This is a genomic window from Thioprofundum lithotrophicum (assembly GCF_055387065.1).
On sequence record NZ_AP042379.1, the window covers coordinates 299,714 to 320,102 of the forward strand.

General features: G+C 65.7%; 19 protein-coding genes. 6 read left to right on the top strand and 13 right to left on the bottom strand.

Going from position 1 to position 20,389, the window contains the following annotated elements; genetic code table 11:
• Positions 1–9: 9 nt before the first annotated feature.
• From ruvC to ACZ5BH_RS01445, 9 genes are all read right to left on the bottom strand, one after another.
• Positions 10–489: a crossover junction endodeoxyribonuclease RuvC gene (gene ruvC, locus ACZ5BH_RS01405; protein WP_464891239.1), complete on the bottom strand. Its 480-nt coding sequence runs from the start codon at positions 487–489 to the stop codon at positions 10–12.
• 320 nt (positions 490–809) lie between these two features.
• Positions 810–1,556: a YebC/PmpR family DNA-binding transcriptional regulator gene (locus ACZ5BH_RS01410; RefSeq protein ID WP_464890140.1), complete on the bottom strand. Its 747-nt coding sequence runs from the start codon at positions 1,554–1,556 to the stop codon at positions 810–812.
• A gap of 258 nt (positions 1,557–1,814) precedes the next feature.
• Positions 1,815–2,168, bottom strand: a complete 354-nt coding sequence (locus tag ACZ5BH_RS01415; RefSeq protein WP_464890141.1) for an FHA domain-containing protein — start codon at positions 2,166–2,168, stop codon at positions 1,815–1,817.
• A gap of 7 nt (positions 2,169–2,175) precedes the next feature.
• Entirely contained in the window at positions 2,176–2,802 is a 627-nt protein-coding gene (locus tag ACZ5BH_RS01420) for an FHA domain-containing protein (protein WP_464890142.1), read from the bottom strand.
• Between the two features lie 88 nt (positions 2,803–2,890).
• On the bottom strand, positions 2,891–3,712 hold the full coding sequence (locus tag ACZ5BH_RS01425) for a Stp1/IreP family PP2C-type Ser/Thr phosphatase (RefSeq protein ID WP_464890143.1): 822 nt from the start codon (positions 3,710–3,712) through the stop codon (positions 2,891–2,893).
• Positions 3,709–6,288, bottom strand: a complete 2,580-nt coding sequence (locus ACZ5BH_RS01430) for a CHASE2 domain-containing serine/threonine-protein kinase (protein ID WP_464890144.1) — start codon at positions 6,286–6,288, stop codon at positions 3,709–3,711. The genes ACZ5BH_RS01425 and ACZ5BH_RS01430 overlap by 4 nt, the downstream gene beginning before the upstream one ends.
• Positions 6,289–6,572: 284 nt before the next feature.
• Entirely contained in the window at positions 6,573–8,357 is a 1,785-nt protein-coding gene (gene aspS, locus ACZ5BH_RS01435) for an aspartate--tRNA ligase (RefSeq protein WP_464890145.1), read from the bottom strand.
• Positions 8,358–8,691: 334 nt separating this feature from the next.
• The gene (locus ACZ5BH_RS01440) at positions 8,692–8,958 is read right to left on the bottom strand and encodes an FmdB family zinc ribbon protein (RefSeq protein ID WP_464890146.1); all 267 of its coding nucleotides are present in this window, start codon (positions 8,956–8,958) and stop codon (positions 8,692–8,694) included.
• A 53-nt stretch (positions 8,959–9,011) separates the two neighbouring features.
• Positions 9,012–9,284, bottom strand: coding sequence for a hypothetical protein (locus tag ACZ5BH_RS01445; protein ID WP_464890147.1), 273 nt, complete (start codon positions 9,282–9,284; stop codon positions 9,012–9,014).
• 105 nt (positions 9,285–9,389) lie between these two features.
• Here ACZ5BH_RS01445 and ACZ5BH_RS01450 point away from each other — a divergent pair, with 105 nt between their 5' ends.
• From ACZ5BH_RS01450 to ACZ5BH_RS01475, 6 genes are all read left to right on the top strand, one after another.
• Positions 9,390–10,967 carry a thymidine phosphorylase family protein gene (locus tag ACZ5BH_RS01450; RefSeq protein WP_464890148.1) on the top strand — a complete coding sequence of 526 codons (1,578 nt, stop codon included), beginning with the start codon at positions 9,390–9,392 and terminating at the stop codon, positions 10,965–10,967.
• The gene (locus ACZ5BH_RS01455; RefSeq protein ID WP_464890149.1) at positions 10,964–11,845 is read left to right on the top strand and encodes a ribose-phosphate diphosphokinase; all 882 of its coding nucleotides are present in this window, start codon (positions 10,964–10,966) and stop codon (positions 11,843–11,845) included. Before ACZ5BH_RS01450 ends, ACZ5BH_RS01455 begins: the two co-directional genes overlap by 4 nt.
• A gap of 10 nt (positions 11,846–11,855) precedes the next feature.
• Positions 11,856–12,515: a DUF1614 domain-containing protein gene (locus ACZ5BH_RS01460; protein ID WP_464890150.1), complete on the top strand. Its 660-nt coding sequence runs from the start codon at positions 11,856–11,858 to the stop codon at positions 12,513–12,515.
• Positions 12,512–13,348, top strand: a complete 837-nt coding sequence (locus ACZ5BH_RS01465) for an SDR family NAD(P)-dependent oxidoreductase (protein WP_464890151.1) — start codon at positions 12,512–12,514, stop codon at positions 13,346–13,348. The genes ACZ5BH_RS01460 and ACZ5BH_RS01465 overlap by 4 nt, the downstream gene beginning before the upstream one ends.
• Positions 13,349–13,404: 56 nt before the next feature.
• Positions 13,405–14,016: a hypothetical protein gene (locus ACZ5BH_RS01470; protein ID WP_464890152.1), complete on the top strand. Its 612-nt coding sequence runs from the start codon at positions 13,405–13,407 to the stop codon at positions 14,014–14,016.
• A 168-nt stretch (positions 14,017–14,184) separates the two neighbouring features.
• Positions 14,185–15,213: an IS110 family RNA-guided transposase gene (locus ACZ5BH_RS01475; protein WP_464891200.1), complete on the top strand. Its 1,029-nt coding sequence runs from the start codon at positions 14,185–14,187 to the stop codon at positions 15,211–15,213.
• Positions 15,214–15,893: 680 nt separating this feature from the next.
• Here the strand turns inward: ACZ5BH_RS01475 and ACZ5BH_RS01480 are convergent.
• The 4 genes from ACZ5BH_RS01480 to ACZ5BH_RS01495 all read right to left on the bottom strand — a co-directional run bounded on the left by ACZ5BH_RS01480 (position 15,894) and on the right by ACZ5BH_RS01495 (position 20,365).
• Entirely contained in the window at positions 15,894–17,990 is a 2,097-nt protein-coding gene (locus ACZ5BH_RS01480; RefSeq protein WP_464890153.1) for a YgiQ family radical SAM protein, read from the bottom strand.
• Positions 17,991–18,233: 243 nt separating this feature from the next.
• A complete protein-coding gene (locus ACZ5BH_RS01485) occupies positions 18,234–19,007 on the bottom strand; it encodes an ABC transporter permease (protein ID WP_464890154.1) in 774 nt (257 codons plus the stop codon).
• Complete coding sequence (locus ACZ5BH_RS01490; protein ID WP_464890155.1) at positions 19,004–19,927, bottom strand: ABC transporter ATP-binding protein; 924 nt, start codon at positions 19,925–19,927, stop codon at positions 19,004–19,006. Before ACZ5BH_RS01490 ends, ACZ5BH_RS01485 begins: the two co-directional genes overlap by 4 nt.
• A gap of 63 nt (positions 19,928–19,990) precedes the next feature.
• Positions 19,991–20,365 (bottom strand): hypothetical protein, encoded by a 375-nt coding sequence (locus tag ACZ5BH_RS01495; protein WP_464890156.1) that lies wholly within the window; start codon positions 20,363–20,365, stop codon positions 19,991–19,993.
• Between the last annotated feature and the right edge of the window lie 24 nt (positions 20,366–20,389).

The following is a 20,389-nucleotide window of genomic DNA, read 5'->3' on the forward strand; positions in this document are numbered from 1 at the left end:
TCTCCTCCTTCAACGCAGCCGGCCCCGGCGCGAACGCCGGGCGGCATGCAACAGGCCCCGGGCGGGGCGCATGCGGGTCAGGGTCTGGCTCAGGTGGGCGTGGCACAGGGCCACGGCCAGGGCATCGGCCGCATCTTCCTGGGGAGCGCGGTCGAGCCCGAGCATGGCGCAGATCATGTGCTGCACCTGGGCCTTGGCGGCGTTGCCGCGGCCGACGATGGTCTTCTTGATCTGGGCCGGCGTGTACTCGTACACCGGCAGGCCGCGCCGGGCCACCAGCCCCACCGCCGCGCCCCGTGCCTGGCCCAGCTTGAGGGCCGAATCGGCGTTGCGGTGCATGAACACCTGTTCCACCGCCACCACGTCCGGGGCGTGGGTCTCGAGCACCTGTTCCAGCCCTTCCAGCAGGCTGCACAGCCGCTCGGCCAGCGCCGCCCCCTGCAGGCGGATGCAGCCGGAGGCGATCCAGCGGCTGCGCCCCTCGCGCATCTCCACCACGCCGTAACCGGTGGTGCGGGAGCCGGGATCGATGCCGAGGATCAGCACGGGGACGAGGGAGGGCAGGCGCGAAACGGATGTCCGCAAGGCGATTGGATAGCCGAATTGGTCATGATACCGCTCCCTGCAGGTTGTGGTTCGAAATACACCGCTTCGCGTTGTCGGGCTGAAGCCCGACCCACGGGGTTGTGGCGTTCGCCGCCCGGACAGAGCGAAGCGGAATCCGGGAGCGTTTTTTTTCAGCTATTCGTTACTGTCATATCGCGGCTTGCGCCGCTCCTACATCCTCGCCACACGTCCCTCGGCCCTCGTCACTGCAACTGTTCCATGACTTCCTGGGAGAAGTCGGCGTTGGTGTAGACGTTCTGGACGTCGTCCAGATCCTCCAGGGTGTCCACCAGGCGCATGACCTTCTGGGCGTCCTCGAGGCCGAGATCCACGGTGGTGGAGGGCTGCATGGTCACTTCGGCCATCGCCGGCTCCAGGCCGGCGTCGAGCATGGCCTGCTTGACGTCGAGGAAGGCTTCGGGCGTGGTGATCACGTCGATGCTGCCGTCCTCGTTGGTGACCACGTCGTCGGCGCCCGCCTCCAGGGCCACTTCCATGATCCGATCTTCGTCGGACCCGGCCGGGAAGGTCAGGGTGCCGACCTTGGTGAACAGGTAGGCCACGGAGCCGTCGGTGCCCAGGTTGCCGCCGGCCTTGGTGAAGGCGTGGCGCACCTCGGAGACGGTGCGATTGCGGTTGTCGGTGAGGCAGTCGACCATCACCGCCACGCCGGAAGGGCCGTAACCCTCGTAGCGGATCTCCTCGTAGGCATCCCCTTCGGCGGCGCCGGAGCCGCGCTTGACGGCCCGCTCGATGGTGTCCTTGGTCATGTTGGCGCCCAGCGCCTTGTCGATGGCGGCGCGCAGGCGCGGGTTGGCGTCCGGATCCCCGCCGCCCATGCGCGCGGCCACGGTGATCTCGCGGATCAGCTTGGTGAAGAGCTTGCCCCGCTTGGCGTCCTGCGCCTTCTTGCGGTGCTGGATGTTGGCCCATTTGGAATGACCGGCCATGGGATACCTCGTCGAAAACCGGGAAAATTGACAAGGGGGGATTTTATCAGATTGGGGGCCGGGTGGTGGCGGGTAGCGTGGGTTGTCCGGTTTTCCAGCGACCGGCTACTGCCGTATCGCGGCTGGCGCCGCTCCAACCGGCTTCGAGCGGCTGGAGTGTCGGGCTGAAGCCCGACCTACCGAGTCGCGGCGAGGCGCCGCTCCTACCATCAGGGTTGCCGCCCTCCCTCGTCCCTCGGCCCCGCCTGCCGGACGACGTCAGTCGTCCGGCAGGTAGATGGCGGTGGTTTCGTGGTCGACGATCTGGCCGCTGTCGAAGACGAAGCGGTGGGCGCCGATCTGGATGACGTCGTCGTGCTTGAGCAAGGCCTTGCCGATCCGGTTGCCGTTGAGTTTGGTGCCGTTGGTGCTGTCCAGATCCTCGAGATGGTAGTCGTAGTGGCCGTCGAGGTAGGGGTTGGGCACCCGCAAGATGCGGGCATGGCGGCTGCTGACGGCGGCATCGTCGAGCTGGATGTGATTGTCGCCGAGGCGGCCGATGGTGGTCTCGTCCCGGTCGAGGGCATAGCGGTTGAGGGTGATGCCCTCGTGCTTGAGCAACAGGCGCGCCATGCCGGCCCTATTCGGCGGCCACGAACTGGAGCTTGCTGCCGGCGACCTCGATGGTGTCGCCCACTTCGAGCTTGCGGCTGCCGGCCCCCAGCGGTTCGCCGTTGACGGTGGGATGCCCGCTGTCGCCGGCGCCGCCCATGGGCATCAGGTAGTAGTCCTTGCCCCGGCGGGCCACCACGGCCACCTGCACGCCGGGCGAGCCGAGGGTGGTGTAGGGTTTGACCAGATCGATGGCCTCCCCCGCCTTGGGGCCGGAGAGGATGCGGATCTGGTAGCGCTCGGCGGCGGCCTCGTCGCGGGCCGCCGGCTTGTCCGGCGTGAGGATCACGGTGCTTTCGAAGTCCTGCACCTTTTCGTCCATGAACTTCAGTTCGTGACGGCCGATGCGGATGATGTCGCCGTGCTGCAACTGGCGCCGGGTGATCTTCTTGCCGTTGAGGATCACGCCGTTGGTGCTGTCGAGATCCTCGATGTAGACGTTCTGCAACAGCAGGACCGCCGCGTGCTGGCCGCTGACGGTGGGATCGTCGAGCTGGATGTCGTTGTGCGGTTTGCGACCGATGGTGGTGCGTTCCTTGGTCAGGGGATACTCACGCAGCACGGCACCTTCATGTATCAGTGTCAGTCTTGCCATGATGTTCTCGATTCGATCGTTCGTGTTGCCTGAAAACGGTACACCTGTCCGGCGGGAAGTTCCAGAACCGGGATCACGCCCGGCGGGACTATCCGCCGCCGATACTGTTCTCTTCCTCGTCGGCCTCCAGCCCCACCGTGTCGGAATAGGCCTCCTGCAGCTTGACCAGGATGATGGAGACGTTGTCCTTGCCGCCCTTTTCGTTGGCCAGGGCCACCAGCTCCCGGCTCGCCAGATCCAGATCGTCGGCATACAGCAGCAGCAGTTGCAGGATCTCGTCGTCGGAGACGAGATCCGTCAGGCCGTCGGAACACAGCAGATAGACGTCGCCATTCTGGACAGTTTCCTCCAGCACGTCCACCTCCACCGTGTCGGCGATGCCGAGGGCGCGGGTGATGAGGTTGCGGCTGGCCGAGAGCTGGGCCTCTTCTTCGCTGATGTAGCCATTGTCGAGCATCTCCTGCACCAGCGAGTGATCGGTGGTGAGGCGGGTCAGTTCGCGGTCGCGCAGGCGGTAGATCCGCGAGTCGCCCACGCTGGCCATGATCACCCGGTCGCCGTGGTAGAGCTGGACCACGATGGTGGTGCCCATCCCGGCGCATTCCAGGCGGGTATTGGCCATGCGGATGATTTCGTCGTTGGCGTAGACCACCGCCTCGCGCAGGGCATCGGCGAAGTTGATCACGTTGGAGGCCAGCATGTTGGGCGTGAGCACGTCGAGCAGGGCCTCGCGGATGCAGTTGACCGCCAGTTCCGAGGCCACCTCGCCGGCATTGTGGCCGCCCATGCCGTCGGCCAGCAGGATCAGCCCCATCTGGGGATCCCAGGCGATGTAGTCCTCGTTGTGATCGCGGACCATGCCCACGTCGGTGATGCCGTAAACGGCCAGTTTGGTGCCTTCCTGTATCACGCTGACGCCTTGCTCTTCTTGCGGGTGGTTTTCTTCTTGCCGGTCATGCGATCCCGGCAGCGGCGCAGGGCCCTGGCCATCTGCATGCCGCTCTGGAACCGGTCCTCGGCCTGCTTCTGCAGGGCCTTGTTGATGATCTGGCTGAGACAGGCCGGCAGTTCCGGCCGGAACATCCGGATGTCCGGATGTTTCTCGTTGGCGATCTTGTACATGAGGCTGGCCAGCGAATCGGCGATGAAGGGCAGCTCGCCGCTCAGCATCTGGTACAGGGTAATGCCCAGCGAGAACAGATCCGAACGGCCGTCCACCTTGTGCCCGGCCAGTTGCTCCGGCGACATGTAGGACGGGCTGCCGAGAATGGTTCCGGTCCGGGTCTTGCTGGTATCGGTGAGACAGGCCACGCCGAAGTCGGTGACCTTCAGCGTGCCGTTGTCCCGGTCGTAGATTATATTGGCTGGCTTGATGTCCCGATGTACGACTTTCTGACTATGGGCGTAGTCCAGCGCCTCGGCCACCTGGATGATCACGTCCACCACTTCCAGCGGCGGCAGCAGCGATTCGGGCGTGCACCAGGCCATGAGGTTCTCGCCCTTGAGATAGTCCATGGCGATGTAGGACAGATCCTGATCCTCGCCCACGTCGTAGATGGTGACGATGTTGGGATGGTTGAGGCGGCCGGCGGTCTCGGCCTCGCGGAAGAAGCGGGCCTTCACGTCGGCCAGCTTGTCGCCCTCGAATTCCTGGGCCAGGCTCATGGTCTTGATGGCCACGGTGCGGCCGATCTTGGGATCGTGCCCCAGATAGACCATGCCCATGGCGCCGCGGCCCAGCTCCCGATCGATCTGGTAGCGGCCGATCATCGGCTTCTGCAGACCGGTGGTGCTGATCACCAGGGTGCCGTTGGGGGCCTGCCCGCCGCTGCCGCTGCTGCCGAGCACGAGGGCGTCGGAGACCTGCTGGGTGCGGCGGATGCGCTCCTGCACGTCGGCATGGTGGGGATCGTGTTCGGCGATGGTCTTGAACACGGTCACGGCCTTGTTGAACTGGCGCTTGCGCTCGTAGTCGAGCCCCAGGTTGTAGAGCAGATCCAGCAATCCCTTGTCCACCTGGCAGCGGCGGTATTTTTCGAAGGCCTGATCGAGCTGGCCCTGGGCCTGAAAGGACTGGCCCAGGGCCCGGTTGGCCTCGGAGAGTTCGCCATGGATGGCCTGCACCCGATCCTGGATGATGCGCTTGCCACCGAGCAGCACGTGCCCCACCACCAGGGCCGCCAGCGGCCCCATCAGCTTGAGCCAGATGGACTCGGAAATCATGAAGTAGAAGTGCACGTTGAGCAGGCCGATGATCAGCAGCGCGGTGAGCGCCAGGGCGGTGCCGAAGCGCACCCTCGGCAGCAGGAACATCAGGTACAGGGCCACCAGCACGAAGGCCCCGAGGGTGGCCAGGCGGGTCCAGGACGGCACGGCGTAGAGCTCGTCGTTGAGCAGGCTGGAGACCGTGTTGGCCGCCACCAGCACCGGCGGCATCACCTGGCCGATGGGGGTGACCATGGGGTTGAAGTGCTGGCGGGCGGTCAGGCCGATGAGCACCGTCTTGTCGCGGAAGGCGCTGGCCGGCGTGGTGCGGTTGAGCACGTCGACCATGGAATAGACCGGAAACGGGGTTTCCCCCTTCTTGTTGCGGTAGAAATGGGGATAGATCCGCAGCTCGGGATCGCCGGGGATCCGGTAATCCCCCACCTGCACATAACGCCCCAGCCGGACCTTGATGCTGCGGGTGGCCAGGTGGCGGTTGCGGGCCACCATCATCAGCGAGAACGAGGGCAGGTAGGCATCGCCGTAGCGCATCACCAGGGGTTCGGTGCGGGCGTAGCGCTGGCCGCCGTAGCCCAGGTTGAGCAGGCCGGCGCCGCCGGCATGTTTCGCCAGCGGTTCGATGGGCGGATAGACCACCTCGGCCACCGGCACCGGATGGCCGAGGAAGCGGGCCAGCAGCGGGGACGGCAGGGTTTCGGGCTCCACGTCCCGCAGGGTGTATTTGTTCAGGTACTCGGGCAGCATCGCTTCGCTGCCCGGATGGTGCTCCCGGCCCGCCAGGTAGGGCATGGCCAGCACGACCCGGCCGGCACCGGCCAGGCTGCGGGCGAAGATCCGGTCGGTGTCCATGCGCGACTCGGCACTGCGCAGCAGGCGCTGGATGGTCTTGCTGCGCAGTTTCGGCGTGGATTCGATCACGGCCTTCAGTTCCTGGATGTACTCCAGGCCGTAGGGCGTCTGGGCCGAGTCGAGGGGAAAGGCGAAGCCGATCACCGCCGGCCGCTGGCGACTGAGGATCCGCGTGGCCTCGGCCAGGATGTCGCGCGGCCACGGCCAGGCGCCAAGGGCCTCGACCGCCTCATCGTCGATGGTCACCACCACCACGTCGCTGTTGGCCGGATCGGTGGAGGAGAAGCGCACGCCCAGATCGTAGGCGAGCCATTCCAGATCGTGCAGCGGCCCCTTGCCGGCGGCCAGCAACACGGCCAGCACCACGGCCAGGCCGATGAACCAGTCTGTTTTCCAGTACCGTTTGCTCACTCCAACTCCAGCAACCCTTCCTGGGCATGGCGCGGTGCGCGCGCCGGGGCGCGTCGCATTCCCGGATCCCTCTTGCGCCGGGCTCCGACCCGGCTATTGCAGCAAGGCGGCCGACCTGAATGGGCGACATGGCAATCCTTGCTGCAACAGCCGGGCTGGCCCGGTCAATTCTTCTTGCAATTCACTGAGTTATCGGCAGTCCGCCGGAAATCCTGAGTATTCAGGAAATCCCCGCCCGGTGCAAATCGGCAGGCCGGGCCTCTCGGGCCCGGCAGGAAGAAAATTCAGGATTTTCCGGCACTTGGCTTCTTGCGGACGGCGATGTGCAGCTCCCTGAGCTGGGCATCGGAGACCGGCGCGGGGGCCTGGGTGAGCAGACAGTTGCCGGACTGGGTCTTGGGGAAGGCCATCACTTCGCGGATCGAGCGCTCGCCGGCCATCAGCATCACCAGCCGGTCGAGGCCGAAGGCGATGCCGCCGTGGGGCGGGCAGCCGTACTTCAGGGCATCGAGCAGGAAGCCGAACTTCTCGCTGGCCTCCTCGTCGGCGATGCCGAGCAGGCGGAACACGGCGGCCTGGATGTCGGCGCGGTGGATACGGATGGAGCCGCCGCCCACTTCGGTGCCGTTGATGACCATGTCATAGGCCCGCGACAGGACGTGGTGGGGATCGGCCTCCAGGGCGGCCACGTCGTCCACCTGGGGCGCGGTGAAGGGGTGATGCAGGGCCGCAAAGCCACCGCCCTCCTCGTCCGGCTCGAACATGGGGAAGTCCACCACCCACAGGGGCTTCCACTCGCCCTCGAGCAGGCCCCGGTCGTGGCCGAGCCTGACCCGCAGGGCGCCGAGGGATTCGTTGACCACGGCCTTCTTGTCGGCACCGAAGAAGATCAGATCCCCGTCCTCGGCGCCGGTGCGCTCGAGAATGGCGCTGATGGCTTCGTCCGGCAGGAACTTGAGGATCGGCGACTGCAGGCCCTCGCGGCCCTCGGCCACCGCGTTGACCTTGATGTAGGCCAGGCCCTTGGCGCCGTAGATGCCGACGAAGTCGGTGTACTCGTCGATCTCCTTGCGGGTCAGGGCACCGCCGCCCGGCAGGCGCAGGGCCGCCACCCGGCCGTGGGGATCGTTGGCCGGGCCGCTGAAGACCTTGAACTCCACGCCGGCCATCACGTCGCCCACGTCGACGAGCTCCAGCGGCACGCGCAGATCGGGCCGATCGGAGCCGTAGCGGTGCATGGCCTCGGCGTGGGTCATGCGCGGGAAGGGATCGGGCAGTTCCACGTCCAGCACGGCCCTGAACAGGCGCCGGATCATTTCCTCCATCATGGTCATGATGGCCTCCTCGTCCATGAAGGAGGTCTCGATGTCGAGCTGGGTAAACTCGGGCTGGCGATCGGCGCGCAGATCCTCGTCACGGAAGCAGCGGACCAGTTGATAGTAGCGATCCATGCCCGAGACCATCAGCAACTGCTTGAACAGTTGCGGCGACTGGGGCAGGGCATAGAAGGCGCCCGGGTGCAGGCGGCTCGGCACCAGGAAGTCGCGCGCCCCCTCCGGGGTGGCCCGGGTGAGCATGGGGGTCTCCATGTCGAGGAAACCGTTGTCGTCCAGATAGCGGCGCAGCTCGCTGGTCACCCGGGAGCGCAGTTTCATGTTCTCGAGCATGCGCGGCCGGCGCAGGTCGATGTAGCGGTAGCGCAGGCGGTGCTCTTCGGAGACCTGTTCGTCGTCGAGCTGGAACGGTGGCGTCTCCGAGGCGTTGAGGATCTCGAGCTCGAGGCCGAGCACCTCGATCTGGCCGGTGGCCATCTTCGGGTTCTCGGTGCCCTCGGGACGGCGGCGCACCCGGCCGGTGACCCGCAGCACGTATTCGCTGCGCACCTTCTCGGCGGTGGCGAACACGTCGGGGCGATCCGGATCGTAGACCACCTGCAGCAGGCCTTCGCGATCGCGCAGATCGATGAAGATCACGCCGCCGTGATCCCGGCGCCGGTGGACCCAGCCACAGACCGTGACTTGCTGATCGATGTGGTCTTCGTTGAGTTCGCCGCAGTAATGGGTACGCATGCCGTGGAGTATCCTGATGGTTTGAGGGGTCTTGAGGGCGCCAAAAGCGGGAATGATACGGACTGGGGGGCGCAAGCTCAACCGGGCAAAAACCCGTACCGGTCGAATCTCCGGCTGAGGAATCGAGCGTTTTGCGCCGAATCCGATTCCGCCCGAAGGGACGGAGAGCCGTTTCGTGACACGCCGTGAATACATCCCTGTAGGCTCGACGGCCACGAAACGGCTCTCCGTCCCTTCGGGCTCCGTGCCTGTCTCAAGCAACCGGTACCGTAAACCGCGCCAGACGACAGAACGGTCCGGGAGTCGGAATGGCTATTTGAAAATCAAGGCCTTGTCACCCGGAGCCGGTCTTCTTCTCCGCTTTCTTCTGGCTGCCCGAGTCGGCCTTGCCCTTGTCCCCGGCCAGGTTCTTCTTGTTGCCGGTCTTGAAATCGGTCTCGTACCAGCCGCCGCCCTTGAGGCGGAATCCGGCCGCGGAGATCAGCTTCTTCAGGGCCGGCTTGCCACATTCCGGGCACTCCTTGAGGGGATCGTCGGAAATCTTCTGCAGGGCCTCGAGCTTGTGGCCACAGGCTTCGCATTCGTACTCGTAGATGGGCATCGTCGGTTCCTGAACTGCAAGGGTTGGGACACAGGGCCGCGGATTATACCGGTTTACAGGCCCAGCGGTGGCGGTTCCTGACGGGCGGCGCGCCGTTCGGCCGCGCGCACCCGCTCCACGGCCTTCTCCAGGCGGGCATGCTCCCGCTCGGCCATGCCGCTGCGCAGATAGGCCTCGGCGGCGGTCAGCACCTCCTCGAGCAGGCCGTTCAGATAGTGGCAATGCAACAGGGCCTTGCCGAGGAACAAGGGATCCTGGCCGGTTTCGCGCATGCGCGCGGCCGCCTTCAGGGCAGTCTGCAATTCGGCTTCGGTGGGTTGCGGCATCGGCAAGGCTCCAGACGACTGGCAGGAAATGTTTCTGCCGGGGGTTTTTGCCCCCGGCGGGTCTTGTGTCAGAATGGGTCCAGCTCTCCATGGATTCAAGCCTGCATGCCCCGACACCGCAAACCGGCCCAACGCTCCCCGGCAAACGGCCATCCGGATCAACTGCGCCTGCGGCGGGTGGCCATCGACACCTATCACGAGAACGTCGCCTTCCTGCACCGTGACTGCGCCCTGTACCGGGCCGAAGGCTTCCAGGCCCTGAGCAAGGTGGAGATCCAGGCCAACGGCACGCGGATCTACGCGGTGCTCAACATCGTCGACGACGCCAGCATCGTCACTCCGGACGAGCTGGGCCTTTCCGAACAGGCCTTCGAGCAGCTCGGCCAGCAGGCCGGCCACAAGGTGCGCATCGCCCATACCGAGCCGCCCCACTCCATGGAAGCGGTACGCCGCAAGATCGGCGGCGAGCGGCTGGATCTGAAGGACTTCCGCGCCATCACCCGCGACATCGTCGCCAACCGCTATTCCAAGATGGAAATGGCCGCCTTTCTGGTGGCCGCCGCCCAGGGCGGGCTGGACCGCGAGGAGATTCTCTCCCTCACCCGGGCCATGACCGAAACCGGCGAACGCCTGCGCTGGGACGAGACCCTGGTGGCCGACAAGCACTGCATCGGCGGCATCCCCGGCAACCGCACCACCATGCTGGTGGTGCCCATCGTCGCCGCCCACGGCCTGCTGATTCCCAAGACCTCGAGCCGCGCCATCACCTCCCCCGCCGGCACCGCCGACACCATGAGCGTGCTGGCCCGGGTGGATCTCACCCCCGAGGAAATGCACGAGGTGGTGAAGAAGACCCACGCCTGCCTGGCCTGGGGCGGCAACGCGCGCCTGGCGCCGGCCGACGACATCCTGATCTCGGTGGAGCGGCCCCTGGGCATCGATTCCGAAGGCCAGATGATCGCCTCCATCCTCTCCAAAAAACTGGCCGCCGGCTCCACCCATCTGCTGCTGGACATTCCCGTGGGCCCCACCGCCAAGGTGCGGCACATGAACCACGCCCTGCGCCTGCGCAAGCTGTTCGAATTCACCGGCGACCGGCTCGGCATCCATCTGGAGGTGGTGATCTCCGACGGCAGCCAGCCCATCGGCCGCGGCATCGGCCCGGCCCTGGAGGCCCGCGACGTGATGCAGGTGCTGGAAAACGACCGCAACGCGCCGGACGATCTGCGCCAGAAGGCCCTGTATCTCGCCGGGCGCGTTCTCGAGTTCGACCCGGACGTGCGCGGCGGCCAGGGCTATCACCTGGCCCGCGACATCCTCGAAAGCGGCCGCGCCCTGCGCAAGATGCAGCAGATCATCGAAGCCCAGGGCCCGGCCCGGCCGATCCCGGCCGAGGCCCCATTGAACATGGAAATCACGGCCGACGCCGACGGTTACGTGACCGCCATCGACAACTACCAGATGGCCCGCATCGCCCGCCTGGCCGGCGCGCCCATGGATCTCAACGCCGGCGTGGATCTCTACAAAAAGCTCGGCGACCGGGTGGAAAAGGGCGAACCCCTGTACCGCATTCAGGCCGAGTTCCCGGCCGACTTCCGCTTCGCCCGCAACCTGGCCGAGCGGGACAAGGGCTTTCGCATCGGCCCCGAAGGTGAAATCACCCGGAGCTACCTGGAGATATGAGCGTCCTCGTCACCGCCCTGCCCGCCTACCGGGCTGCGGCCGAACGGCTCGCGGCGGCCCTCGGCCTGCCCTTCCAGGCCTGCGACGTGCACCGCTTTCCCGACGGCGAGAGCAAGGTCACCGTGCCCGCCTCGCCGCCGCAGACCGTGATCCTCTGCCAGAGCCTCGACCGGCCCAACGACAAGCTGGTGGAGCTGATGCTGGCCAGCGCCACCCTGCGCGAGCTCGGCGCCCGCCGCCTGCTGCTGGTGGCCCCCTACCTGTGCTACATGCGCCAGGACACCGCCTTCCATCCGGGCGAGGCGGTCAGCCAGCGCATCGTCGGACGCCATCTGGCAAGCCTGGTCGATGGCCTCGTGACCGTGGACGCCCACCTGCACCGCGTTCATGATCTGCACGAGGCCGTGCCGCTGGACATCGCCATCAACCTCAGCGCCGCGCAGCAGCTGGGCGAGTTCCTCGCCGGACAGGATCTCGAGCCCCTGCTGCTCGGGCCCGACGCCGAATCGGCCCAGTGGGTGGCGCAGGTGGCCCGGGCCGGCGACTTCGAATACGCCGTGGCGACCAAGGACCGCCTCGGCGACCGCGAGGTCCGGATCCACCTGCCCGAGGTGGACTTTCGCGGACGCTGCGTGGTGCTGGTGGACGACGTGCTCAGCTCCGGCCTGACCATCGCCATGGCCGCCCGCGCGGCGCAGGCCGCCGGCGCTGCCGCCGTGCATGCCCTGGTCACCCATGCCCTGTTCGCAGAGGGCGCCGAGGCCGCCCTGCGCGAGGCCGGCGTGGAGCACATCTGGAGCACGGACGCCATTCCCCACCCCAGCAACGCCGTGCCGCTGGCGGGGCTGCTGGCCGACGCCGTGCGCCCGCTGCTGTGAGGAAACCGCCATGCCCGTGAAACCCCTGCACTTCGTCGTTCTGGCCTTCCTGCTGGTGTTCCTGTTCGTACTCCTGCAGTTGCAGGTGCTGGGCCTGGTGCTGGACAAGCTGGGCCTCTCGCCGGAAGGCGCCGCCAGCCTGCTGCTGGCCACCCTGATCGGCAGCCTGATCAACCTGCCGCTGTTCCGCATCCACGGCGATCCCCGGGAGGCGGAGCCGCCGCCGGAACTGCCCCCCTGGATCCTCGCCCACGTGCGCCCCTACACCGGCGAGACGGTGATCGCCGTCAACGTGGGCGGCGCCGTGGTGCCGGTGGCCTTCAGCCTCTACCTGCTGGCGACCCAGTCGCTGCCGCTGGGCGACGTGCTCCTGGCCATCGCCGTGGTCGCGGCCGTCAGCTATGCCTTCAGCCAGCCCATCAAGGGCATGGGGATCGGCATGCCCCTGCTGCTGGCGCCCCTGGTGACCGCCTTCACCGCCCTGCTGCTGACGCCGGACAATCCGGCGCCCCTGGCCTACGTGAGCGGCACCCTGGGCGTGCTGATCGGCGCCGATCTGCTGCACCTGAAGGACATTCCCCGCCTGGCCACCCCCATCGCCTCCATCGGCGGCGCCGGCACCTTCGACGGCATCTTCTTCACCGGCATTCTCGCGGTGCTGCTCACATGAACGAACGCCCGGCGCGCAGCGTGCTCATCACCGGCTGTTCCAGCGGAATCGGCCGCTGCGCGGCCGACGGGCTGCGCCAGCGCGGTTACCGGGTCTTCGCCACCGCGCGCCGGGCCGAAGACGTGGCCGCGCTCGCCGCGGACGGCTTCGAGGCCCTGCGCCTGGATCTGGACGACAGCGATTCGATTCGCGAAGCGGTGGACGAGATCCTGCTGCGCACCACCGGCACCCTCTACGGCCTGTTCAACAATGCCGGCTGGGGCCAGCCCGGCGCGGTGGAGGATCTGAAACGCCATGTGCTGCGCGCCCAGTTCGAGACCAACCTGTTCGGCACCCTGGAGCTGACCAACCGCATCATTCCGGTGATGCGCCGCCAGAGATTCGGCCGGATCATCATGAACAGCTCGGTGCTGGGCTTCGCCGCCATGCCCATGCGCGGGGCCTACAATGCCAGCAAGTTCGCCCTGGAAGGGATCACCGACACCCTGCGCCAGGAACTGCACGGCACCGGCATCCACGTCTGCCTGGTGGAACCGGGACCCATCGAAAGCCGCTTTCGCGCCAACAGCCTGCAGAAGTTCATCGAAAACATCGACATCGACGCCAGCGTCTACCGCGAAGCGTACCTGCGCACCCTCAAGCGCCTGAAGACCGAAGGCCCCGCCGTGCCCTTCACCCTGGGACCGGAAGCGGTGCTCAAGAAGGTGCTCCACGCGCTCGAGAGCCGGCGCCCGAACCCCCGCTATTACGTCACCGTGCCCACGTATCTTTTCGGCACCCTGAAGCGCATCCTCTCCACCCGCGCCCTGGATGCCATCCTGCGGCGGGTGTGAGCTTTCGCCCCGACACCGGCTGTGCTAAAAACGGAAAAGCCCCCGATGCCAATGCCATGACTGCCGAAACCACGCAGGAACTCGAACAGAAAGGCCTGTTCGCCGGCGAACGCCGGTTCGTGCTGAAGAACGATCGCTATCTCTTCATCGACGAGACAGCCGTCGGTCGTCAGCGATCCTACGAACTCGACGTGCTCGCCCTCGACTGCAAGCCCCGTTTCCGGCTGATCGTGGCCTGGCGCTGGCTGCTGGCCGCAGTCATCACCCTGGCCATCGAGTACCCGGTTCTCCGCTACCTGCTGCCGCGGCTCGACCCCGCGGGCAACTATGCCCTGCCCGTCATCATCGTCTTCGCCCTCACCGCCTTCATCTTCATCCTGCTGGCCTTCGCCTCCTCCTACCGGGAGACGGTATTCCGCAGCCGGCACGGCCACTGGCCGCTGGTCCGCCTGCTCCACAACCGACCCGACGCCACCCGCTTCCGGGCCTTCGTGCAGGCCGTCGCCGACGCCTGCCAGGCAGCGGCCGACCGGGCCGGCCTGTCACGCCAGCAACTGCTCGCCGGCGAGATCAAGACCCTGCGCCGCCTGAGCCGCAAGGGCGTGCTCTCGAACGACGACTATGAACGCCTGCGCGGGCGGCTGATGAAGATGACCGATGAGGGTTGAGGTCTGCTGACGACAATACAACCTGACGGTTGCATATTAATCGTCTCAAAACAGTTTTACCTCCCTTCGGTAGGGCGATGAGATGGTCTCCTCCCCCCCTTAAAAACGGCGTCACGATGCGCCAAGATGGAAGCACTTCACCATCCATCGAAGAAGGAGGAGGAGACCATGAGCAAGATTACGACGGTTGGACTGGATTTGGCAAAGCACGTGTTTCACGTGGTGTGCTGCGACGAGCGGGGCAAGGTGGTGCGCAAGCGGATGCTGAGGCGAGGGCAGGTGCTGGCGTATTTTGCGAACCTGGAGCCGGTCCTGGTGGGGATGGAAGCCTGCGCGAGCGCCCACTACTGGGCGCGGGAGCTGCAGGCACTGGGCCACGAGGTGAAGCTGATTCCGCCGCAGTACGTGAAGCCGTTTGTGCGGGGGAACAAGCACGATTACAACGACGCGCTGGCGATAGCCGAAGCGGTGGTGCGGCCGGAAATGCGGTTTGTGTCGGTGAAGACACCGGAGCAGCAGGACATCCAGGCGCTGCACCGTCTGCGCGAGCGCTGTCTTGCGGACCGCACGGCGCTGGTCAACCAGATACGGGGTCTGCTGGGGGAATACGGGATTGTTCTGCCCAAGGGGGTGAATACGCTGCGGCGTCGCCTGCCGGAGGTGCTGTCGGAGGCGGAGAATGGCCTGAGCGAGTGGTTTCGGCAGCTGTTGTGGGAGAGTTACCGGCGGTTTCAGGAGCTGGACGCGCACATTGCGTTTTACACCCGGGAACTGGAAGGCTACAGCCGCCGGAACGAGGCGGTGAAGCGGCTGCGGGCGATCCCGGGTTACGGGCCGGTGGTGGCGCCGGTTTTCTACAGCCAGATCGGCGACGGCCGGGCCTGGCGGCGGGGACGGGATGTGTCCGCATCCCTGGGTCTGGTGCCCCGCCAACACAGTAGCGGAGGGAAGGAACGGCTGCAGGGGATCAGCAAGCGGGGAGACGGCTATCTGCGCAGTCTGCTGGTGCATGGAGCGCGGTCGGTGGTGAAGGCGGCGGCGGGGAAGGATGACCGGCTCAGCCGCTGGATCAACCGGATCCGGGCGGAGCGCGGCTACAACAAGGCGGTGGTGGCGCTGGCCAACAAGATGGCCCGGATGGGGTGGGCGGTATTGAGGAACAAGACGGAATACCGGGCGGATTACCGCCCGGTCTGAAGGCGGGCAGGGCCCGCGAGGAACGATTTGGAGAGTTAGCCTGCCGACGATTGCGAAGACGCTGTGGCGAGCGATGACAAACAGGTCAGACCGGCGTATCGAAAACCTGCTTGAGCCGTAGGCTGGGACAAGCCGCTAGGGCGATTAGGACGATACGCGCAGATCTCATCGAGGCCAGAGGCGCAAAAAGCCTCACAAACAGGCCGGATATACGAGCGCAATCCTGTCCCTGTCGAAGTTTGGTACAACGTCTTGCAAAACGGGAGGAGACCATATACGGCTCAAGCGTAGCGGAGCCGCCATGTCGGGATGACACGATTTTTGCCGGCTCCGCTGCGCTTGAGCCGGCCTACACCTGCCCCACACCGGTGCCGTTTGTGTCAGCACAATTTCGAGACGTTTAATAACGTTGAAGCACGGAATCGCGTTTTTTCCGGCAATGATCTTGTGGCTGGAACATTCCTGACTGTCTTCTGGAACGCCCCAAAAGTGAAATCCAGTCGCGCCCTTGCAGGTCGGCCTTCAGGCCGACATGTCGGGCCAACACGGATATTCCGCCATGGACGCCAGAAGATCTCACGTCGTAGGTCGGCCTTCAGGCCGACAAGGGTTTTGCCCGATCGCATGTCGGGCTGAAGCCCGACCTACCTGATGCGCCCCGACTTGGTGCAATATTCGGGCTAAGGCGACGGTTTCGAGTAGCGCCTGGGCCCGTGGCGTCGTGCGGGCTTGTGGCGCCGTTGTGGCGTGGCGCGGGTCTTGCCCGGCTGCCAGCGGGGCACGAGGTGGCGTTTGCCGTTGCCAATGAGGTCGGCGCGGCCCATGCGCTTGAGGGCGTCACGCAGGAGGGGCCAGTTTTCCGGATCGTGGTAGCGCAGGAAGGCCTTGTGCAGGCGGCGCTGGCGGGCGCCGCGCACCACGGCGACCTTCTCTGAGCGCCGGCTGACCTTGCGCAGCGGATTGCGGCCGGTGTGGTACATGGCCGAGGCGATGGCCAGGGGGGTGGGCAAAAAGGCCTGGACCTGGTCGGGCCGGAAGCCGTTGCGCTTGAGCCACAGGGCGAGGTTGAGCATGTCCTCGTCGGTGGTGCCGGGGTGGGCGGAGATGAAATAGGGGATCAGGTACTGCTCCTTGCCGGCTTCCTTCGAGAAGCGGTCGAACATTTCCCTGAAGGTGTCGTAGGTGCCGATGCCGGGCTTCATCATCTTCGACAACGGGCCCGCTTCGGTGTGCTCGGGCGCGATTTTGAGATAGCCGCCCACGTGGTGGGTGACCAGTTCCTTGACGTATTCGGGCGAGCGCACGGCCAGGTCGTAGCGCAGGCCGGAGGCGATGCTGATCTTCTTGATCCCCGGCAGGGCGCGGGCCCGTCGGTAGAGACGGATCAGCGGCGCGTGATCGGTGTTCAGGTTCTTGCAGATCCCGGGATAGACACAGGACAGGCGCCGGCAGGCGCTTTCGATCTCGCGGCTCTTGCAGGCCAGGCGGTACATGTTGGCGGTGGGGCCGCCGAGATCGGAGATCTGGCCGGTGAAGTCGGGCTGGGTGTCGCGGATGGTTTCGATCTCGCGGATCACCGAGTCCTCGGAGCGGCTCTGGATGATCCGGCCTTCGTGCTCGGTGATGGAGCAGAAGGTGCAGCCGCCGAAACAGCCGCGCATGATGTTGATGGAGAAGCGGATCATCTCCCAGGCCGGGATGCGGGCGTCGCCGTAGGCCGGATGGGGCCGGCGGGTATAGGGCAGCTCGTAGAGCCGATCCAGTTCCTTGGTGCGCAGGGGTAGCGGCGGCGGGTTGAGCCACACCAGCCGATCGCCGTGGGCCTGCACCAGGGCGCGGGCGTTGCCGGGATTGGTCTCCAGGTGGAAGACGCGGGAGGCGTGGGCGTAGAGCACCGGGTCGGCCTTCACCTGCTCGTAGGAGGGCAGGCGCAGCACGGTTTTCTCCCGCGGCGGGCGGCGTTTCGGTTCGAAGCGCACCACGGTCTCTCCCCCCTCCGACGATCCTTTCGCGCAGGGTTCGGCGGCATAGGGATCGAGCTTCGGCTCCAGGCGGCCGGGGGTGTCCACGTCGCTGGAATCGATCACGTGCCAATCCCCGGGGATGGCGCGGGTCATGAAGGCGGTACCGCGCACGTCGCGGATCGTGTCGATGGCCTCGCCCCGGCCGAGGCGGTGGGCGATCTCGACGATGGCCCGCTCGGCGTTGCCGTAAACCAGCAGATCGGCCTTGCTGTCGGGGAGGATGGCGCGGCGCACCTTGTCGGACCAGTAGTCGTAATGGGCGATGCGCCGCAGGCTGGCCTCGATGCCCCCGATCACGATGGGCACGCCCTTGAAGGCCTCGCGCACCCGCTGGCTGTAGACCACGACCGAGCGATCGGGCCGCCGCCCGCCCTCGCCGTTCGGGGTGTAGGCATCGTCCCGCCGGATGCGCCGGTCGGAAGTGTAGCGGTTGACCATGGAATCCATGTTCCCGGCCGTGATGCCGAAGAACAGGTTGGGCCGGCCCAGCGCCTCGAAGTCGGCCGTCGAGCGCCAGTCGGGCTGGGCGATGATCCCCACCCGGAAGCCCTGCGCCTCCAGCAGCCGCCCGATCAGGGCCATGCCGAAGCTGGGGTGATCCACGTAGGCGTCGCCCGTGACCAGGATGATGTCGCAACTGTCCCAGCCCAGCTCGTCCATCTCCGCCCGCGACATGGGCAACACCGGCGCCGTGCCGAAACGGTGGGCCCAGTAGGGGCGGTAGGAGAAGAGATCGGGGACGTTGCGAGACATGACAGATTACCGGGCGGGGTCGACGGATATTCTACCGCAGGCGGCTTCGATCAGGTGGCTGCAAAGAACACGGAGGACACGGAGGCACGGAGGCCACAGAGATAGCATGGCTATAGTTTGGGGTTCTCGATGAGACAGTGGTTTTGTCGCGCCATTGGTTCGGTCTGCCGCAACACAACACCCTCCGTGCGCTCCGTGCCTCCGTGTCCTCCGTGTTCCCTTCCACCGAACCCAATCGAAACCTCAGTGACGCAGCCCCACCCCCTTGCGCAGCAGGTGGAGGCTGAAGGCGGAGAGGACGATGACGAAGCCGATGATGATGGCGAAGGCCAGGCGCACGTCGATGTCGGAGACGCCGAGCATGGCGTAGCGCATGGCGTTGATCATGTAGAGGATGGGGTTGGCCAGGGAGACCTTCTGCCAGAACTCGGGCAGCATGTCGATGGAGTAGAAGATCCCGCCCAGGTAGATGAGCGGGGTGAGGACGAAGGTGGGGATGATCGAGATGTCGTCGAAGGTCTTGGCGTAGATGGCGTTGATGAAGCCGCCCAGGGAGAAGAGCATGGCGGTGAGGAACACCACCAGGAACAGGGCCACGGGGTGATGCACATGGAAGGGGGCGAAGAACATGGCCACCAGGCTGACCACGATGCCCACCACCAGCCCGCGGGCGATGCCGCCGGCCACGTAGCCGGCCAGGATCAGGATGTTGGGCATGGGCGAAACCAGCAATTCCTCGATGAAATGGGCGAACTTGGACATGAAGAACGACGACACCACGTTGGCGTAGGCGTTATTGATGATGGCCATGAGAATGATCCCCGGCACGATGTAGTCCATGTAGCTCACGCCGTGGATGTCGGAGAGCTGGGCGCCGATCAAGCGCCCGAAGATGATGAAGTACAGGCCCATGGTGACCGCCGCGGGCACCACGGTCTGCACCCAGATGCGCATGAAGCGCAGAATCTCGCGGATCAGGATGGTGCGGAAGGCCACCCATTGCTGTTTCGGCGTCATGCGGCGTCGTCCTCCCGCACCAGGCGCATGAACAGCTCCTCGAGCCGGTTGGTCTTGTTGCGCAGGCTCATCACTTCGATGCCGTGGCGGGACAGTTCGGCGAACAGGTCGTTGAGATTGCGATCGCGATGGATGTCCACGCACAGGGTCACCGGGTCGATCCGGCAAATGTGGTAACCCTCGATGGCCGGCAGGCTTTCCAGTGGCTTGCGCAGGTTGAGAATGAAGCTCTCCACGTGCAGCTTGGTGAGCAGTTCCTGCATGTTGGTGTGCTCGATGAGCAGCCCCTCGTTGATGATGGCAATGTGCCGGCAGAGGTTCTCGGCTTCCTCAAGGTAATGGGTGGTGAGGATGATGGTGGTGCCCGCGTCGTTGATCCGCTCGAGGAATTCCCACATGGAACGGCGGATTTCGATGTCCACGCCGGCGGTGGGCTCGTCGAGAATCAGCAGCTTCGGTTCGTGCACCAGGGCCCGGGCGATCATCAGCCGCCGCTTCATGCCGCCCGAGAGGTTGCGGGCCATGCCCCGGCGCTTGTCCCACAGGCCGAGCTGCTGCACGTAGTGCTCGGCCCGCTCCACCGCCTCGCGCCGGGGAATGCCATAGAACCCGGCCTGGTTGATGACGATTTCGATCACCGGCTCGAACTGGTTGAAGTTGAACTCCTGGGGCACCAGCCCGATGCAGCTCTTGGCGGCGTTCTTGTCGGTGTCGATGTCGTGGCCGAACACCTTCACCGTGCCGGCGGTCTTGTTGATCAGCGAACTGATGATGCCGATGGCCGTGGACTTGCCCGCGCCGTTGGGGCCCAGCAGGGCGAAAAAGTCCCCCGCCGCCACGTGCAGATCGATCCCCTTGAGCGCCTCGGCGCCATTGGGATAGGTCTTGCGCAGGTTACGGATTTCCAGGGCGTGGGTCACGGCAGACGATCCGGCGGAAAAGAGCCGTATCTTAGCAAATTCCGGGATCCGGCATCGCGGAGTTCAGGCAGTCGCGGGGTACAACCACAGAAACAGCGCACCCAGTACCAGCATCAGCAATACCCCCAGCATGATACCCAACTGATAGAGAAACAGTTGGACAGCCACCAGTCCGGTGCCCATCGAACGGCCATCGCCACGGCTGTCAGCCGTGGCGGCCAGCAGTCCGAGCACCAGAACCAGCGCCGCGCCCGCCAGGACCAGCAGCGATGCCCAGATCCCGTCGAAGGCCAGTGCAGCCAGGGCGGCCAACCACAGCCCAAGGTAGGGGCTCAGCAACAACAATCGTGTACGGGTATCCAGCCTTTCGAAGAAGGCCGATTGCAGTGCGGCGAAGACCGGCACGAGAAAAAGGACAAGAGGACGGATGAGTTCCATGTGCACCTCCCTGTGTTCAAATGA

Bases quoted from the DNA above. Each gene is read 5' to 3' on its own strand.
- ACZ5BH_RS01475 (WP_464891200.1), top strand. From the start codon at position 14,185: ATGAGCAAGATTACGACGGTTGGACTGGATTTGGCAAAGCACGTGTTT.
- ACZ5BH_RS01485 (WP_464890154.1), bottom strand. From the start codon at position 19,007: ATGACGCCGAAACAGCAATGGGTGGCCTTCCGCACCATCCTGATCCGC.
- ACZ5BH_RS01480 (WP_464890153.1), bottom strand. From the start codon at position 17,990: ATGTCTCGCAACGTCCCCGATCTCTTCTCCTACCGCCCCTACTGGGCC.
- ACZ5BH_RS01415 (WP_464890141.1), bottom strand. From the start codon at position 2,168: ATGGCGCGCCTGTTGCTCAAGCACGAGGGCATCACCCTCAACCGCTAT.
- ACZ5BH_RS01465 (WP_464890151.1), top strand. From the start codon at position 12,512: ATGAACGAACGCCCGGCGCGCAGCGTGCTCATCACCGGCTGTTCCAGC.
- ACZ5BH_RS01450 (WP_464890148.1), top strand. From the start codon at position 9,390: ATGCCCCGACACCGCAAACCGGCCCAACGCTCCCCGGCAAACGGCCAT.
- ACZ5BH_RS01495 (WP_464890156.1), bottom strand. From the start codon at position 20,365: ATGGAACTCATCCGTCCTCTTGTCCTTTTTCTCGTGCCGGTCTTCGCC.
- ACZ5BH_RS01445 (WP_464890147.1), bottom strand. From the start codon at position 9,284: ATGCCGCAACCCACCGAAGCCGAATTGCAGACTGCCCTGAAGGCGGCC.
- ACZ5BH_RS01470 (WP_464890152.1), top strand. From the start codon at position 13,405: ATGACTGCCGAAACCACGCAGGAACTCGAACAGAAAGGCCTGTTCGCC.
- ACZ5BH_RS01460 (WP_464890150.1), top strand. From the start codon at position 11,856: ATGCCCGTGAAACCCCTGCACTTCGTCGTTCTGGCCTTCCTGCTGGTG.
- aspS (WP_464890145.1), bottom strand. From the start codon at position 8,357: ATGCGTACCCATTACTGCGGCGAACTCAACGAAGACCACATCGATCAG.
- ACZ5BH_RS01420 (WP_464890142.1), bottom strand. From the start codon at position 2,802: ATGGCAAGACTGACACTGATACATGAAGGTGCCGTGCTGCGTGAGTAT.
- ACZ5BH_RS01410 (WP_464890140.1), bottom strand. From the start codon at position 1,556: ATGGCCGGTCATTCCAAATGGGCCAACATCCAGCACCGCAAGAAGGCG.
- ACZ5BH_RS01440 (WP_464890146.1), bottom strand. From the start codon at position 8,958: ATGCCCATCTACGAGTACGAATGCGAAGCCTGTGGCCACAAGCTCGAG.
- ACZ5BH_RS01455 (WP_464890149.1), top strand. From the start codon at position 10,964: ATGAGCGTCCTCGTCACCGCCCTGCCCGCCTACCGGGCTGCGGCCGAA.
- ruvC (WP_464891239.1), bottom strand. From the start codon at position 489: ATGCGCGAGGGGCGCAGCCGCTGGATCGCCTCCGGCTGCATCCGCCTG.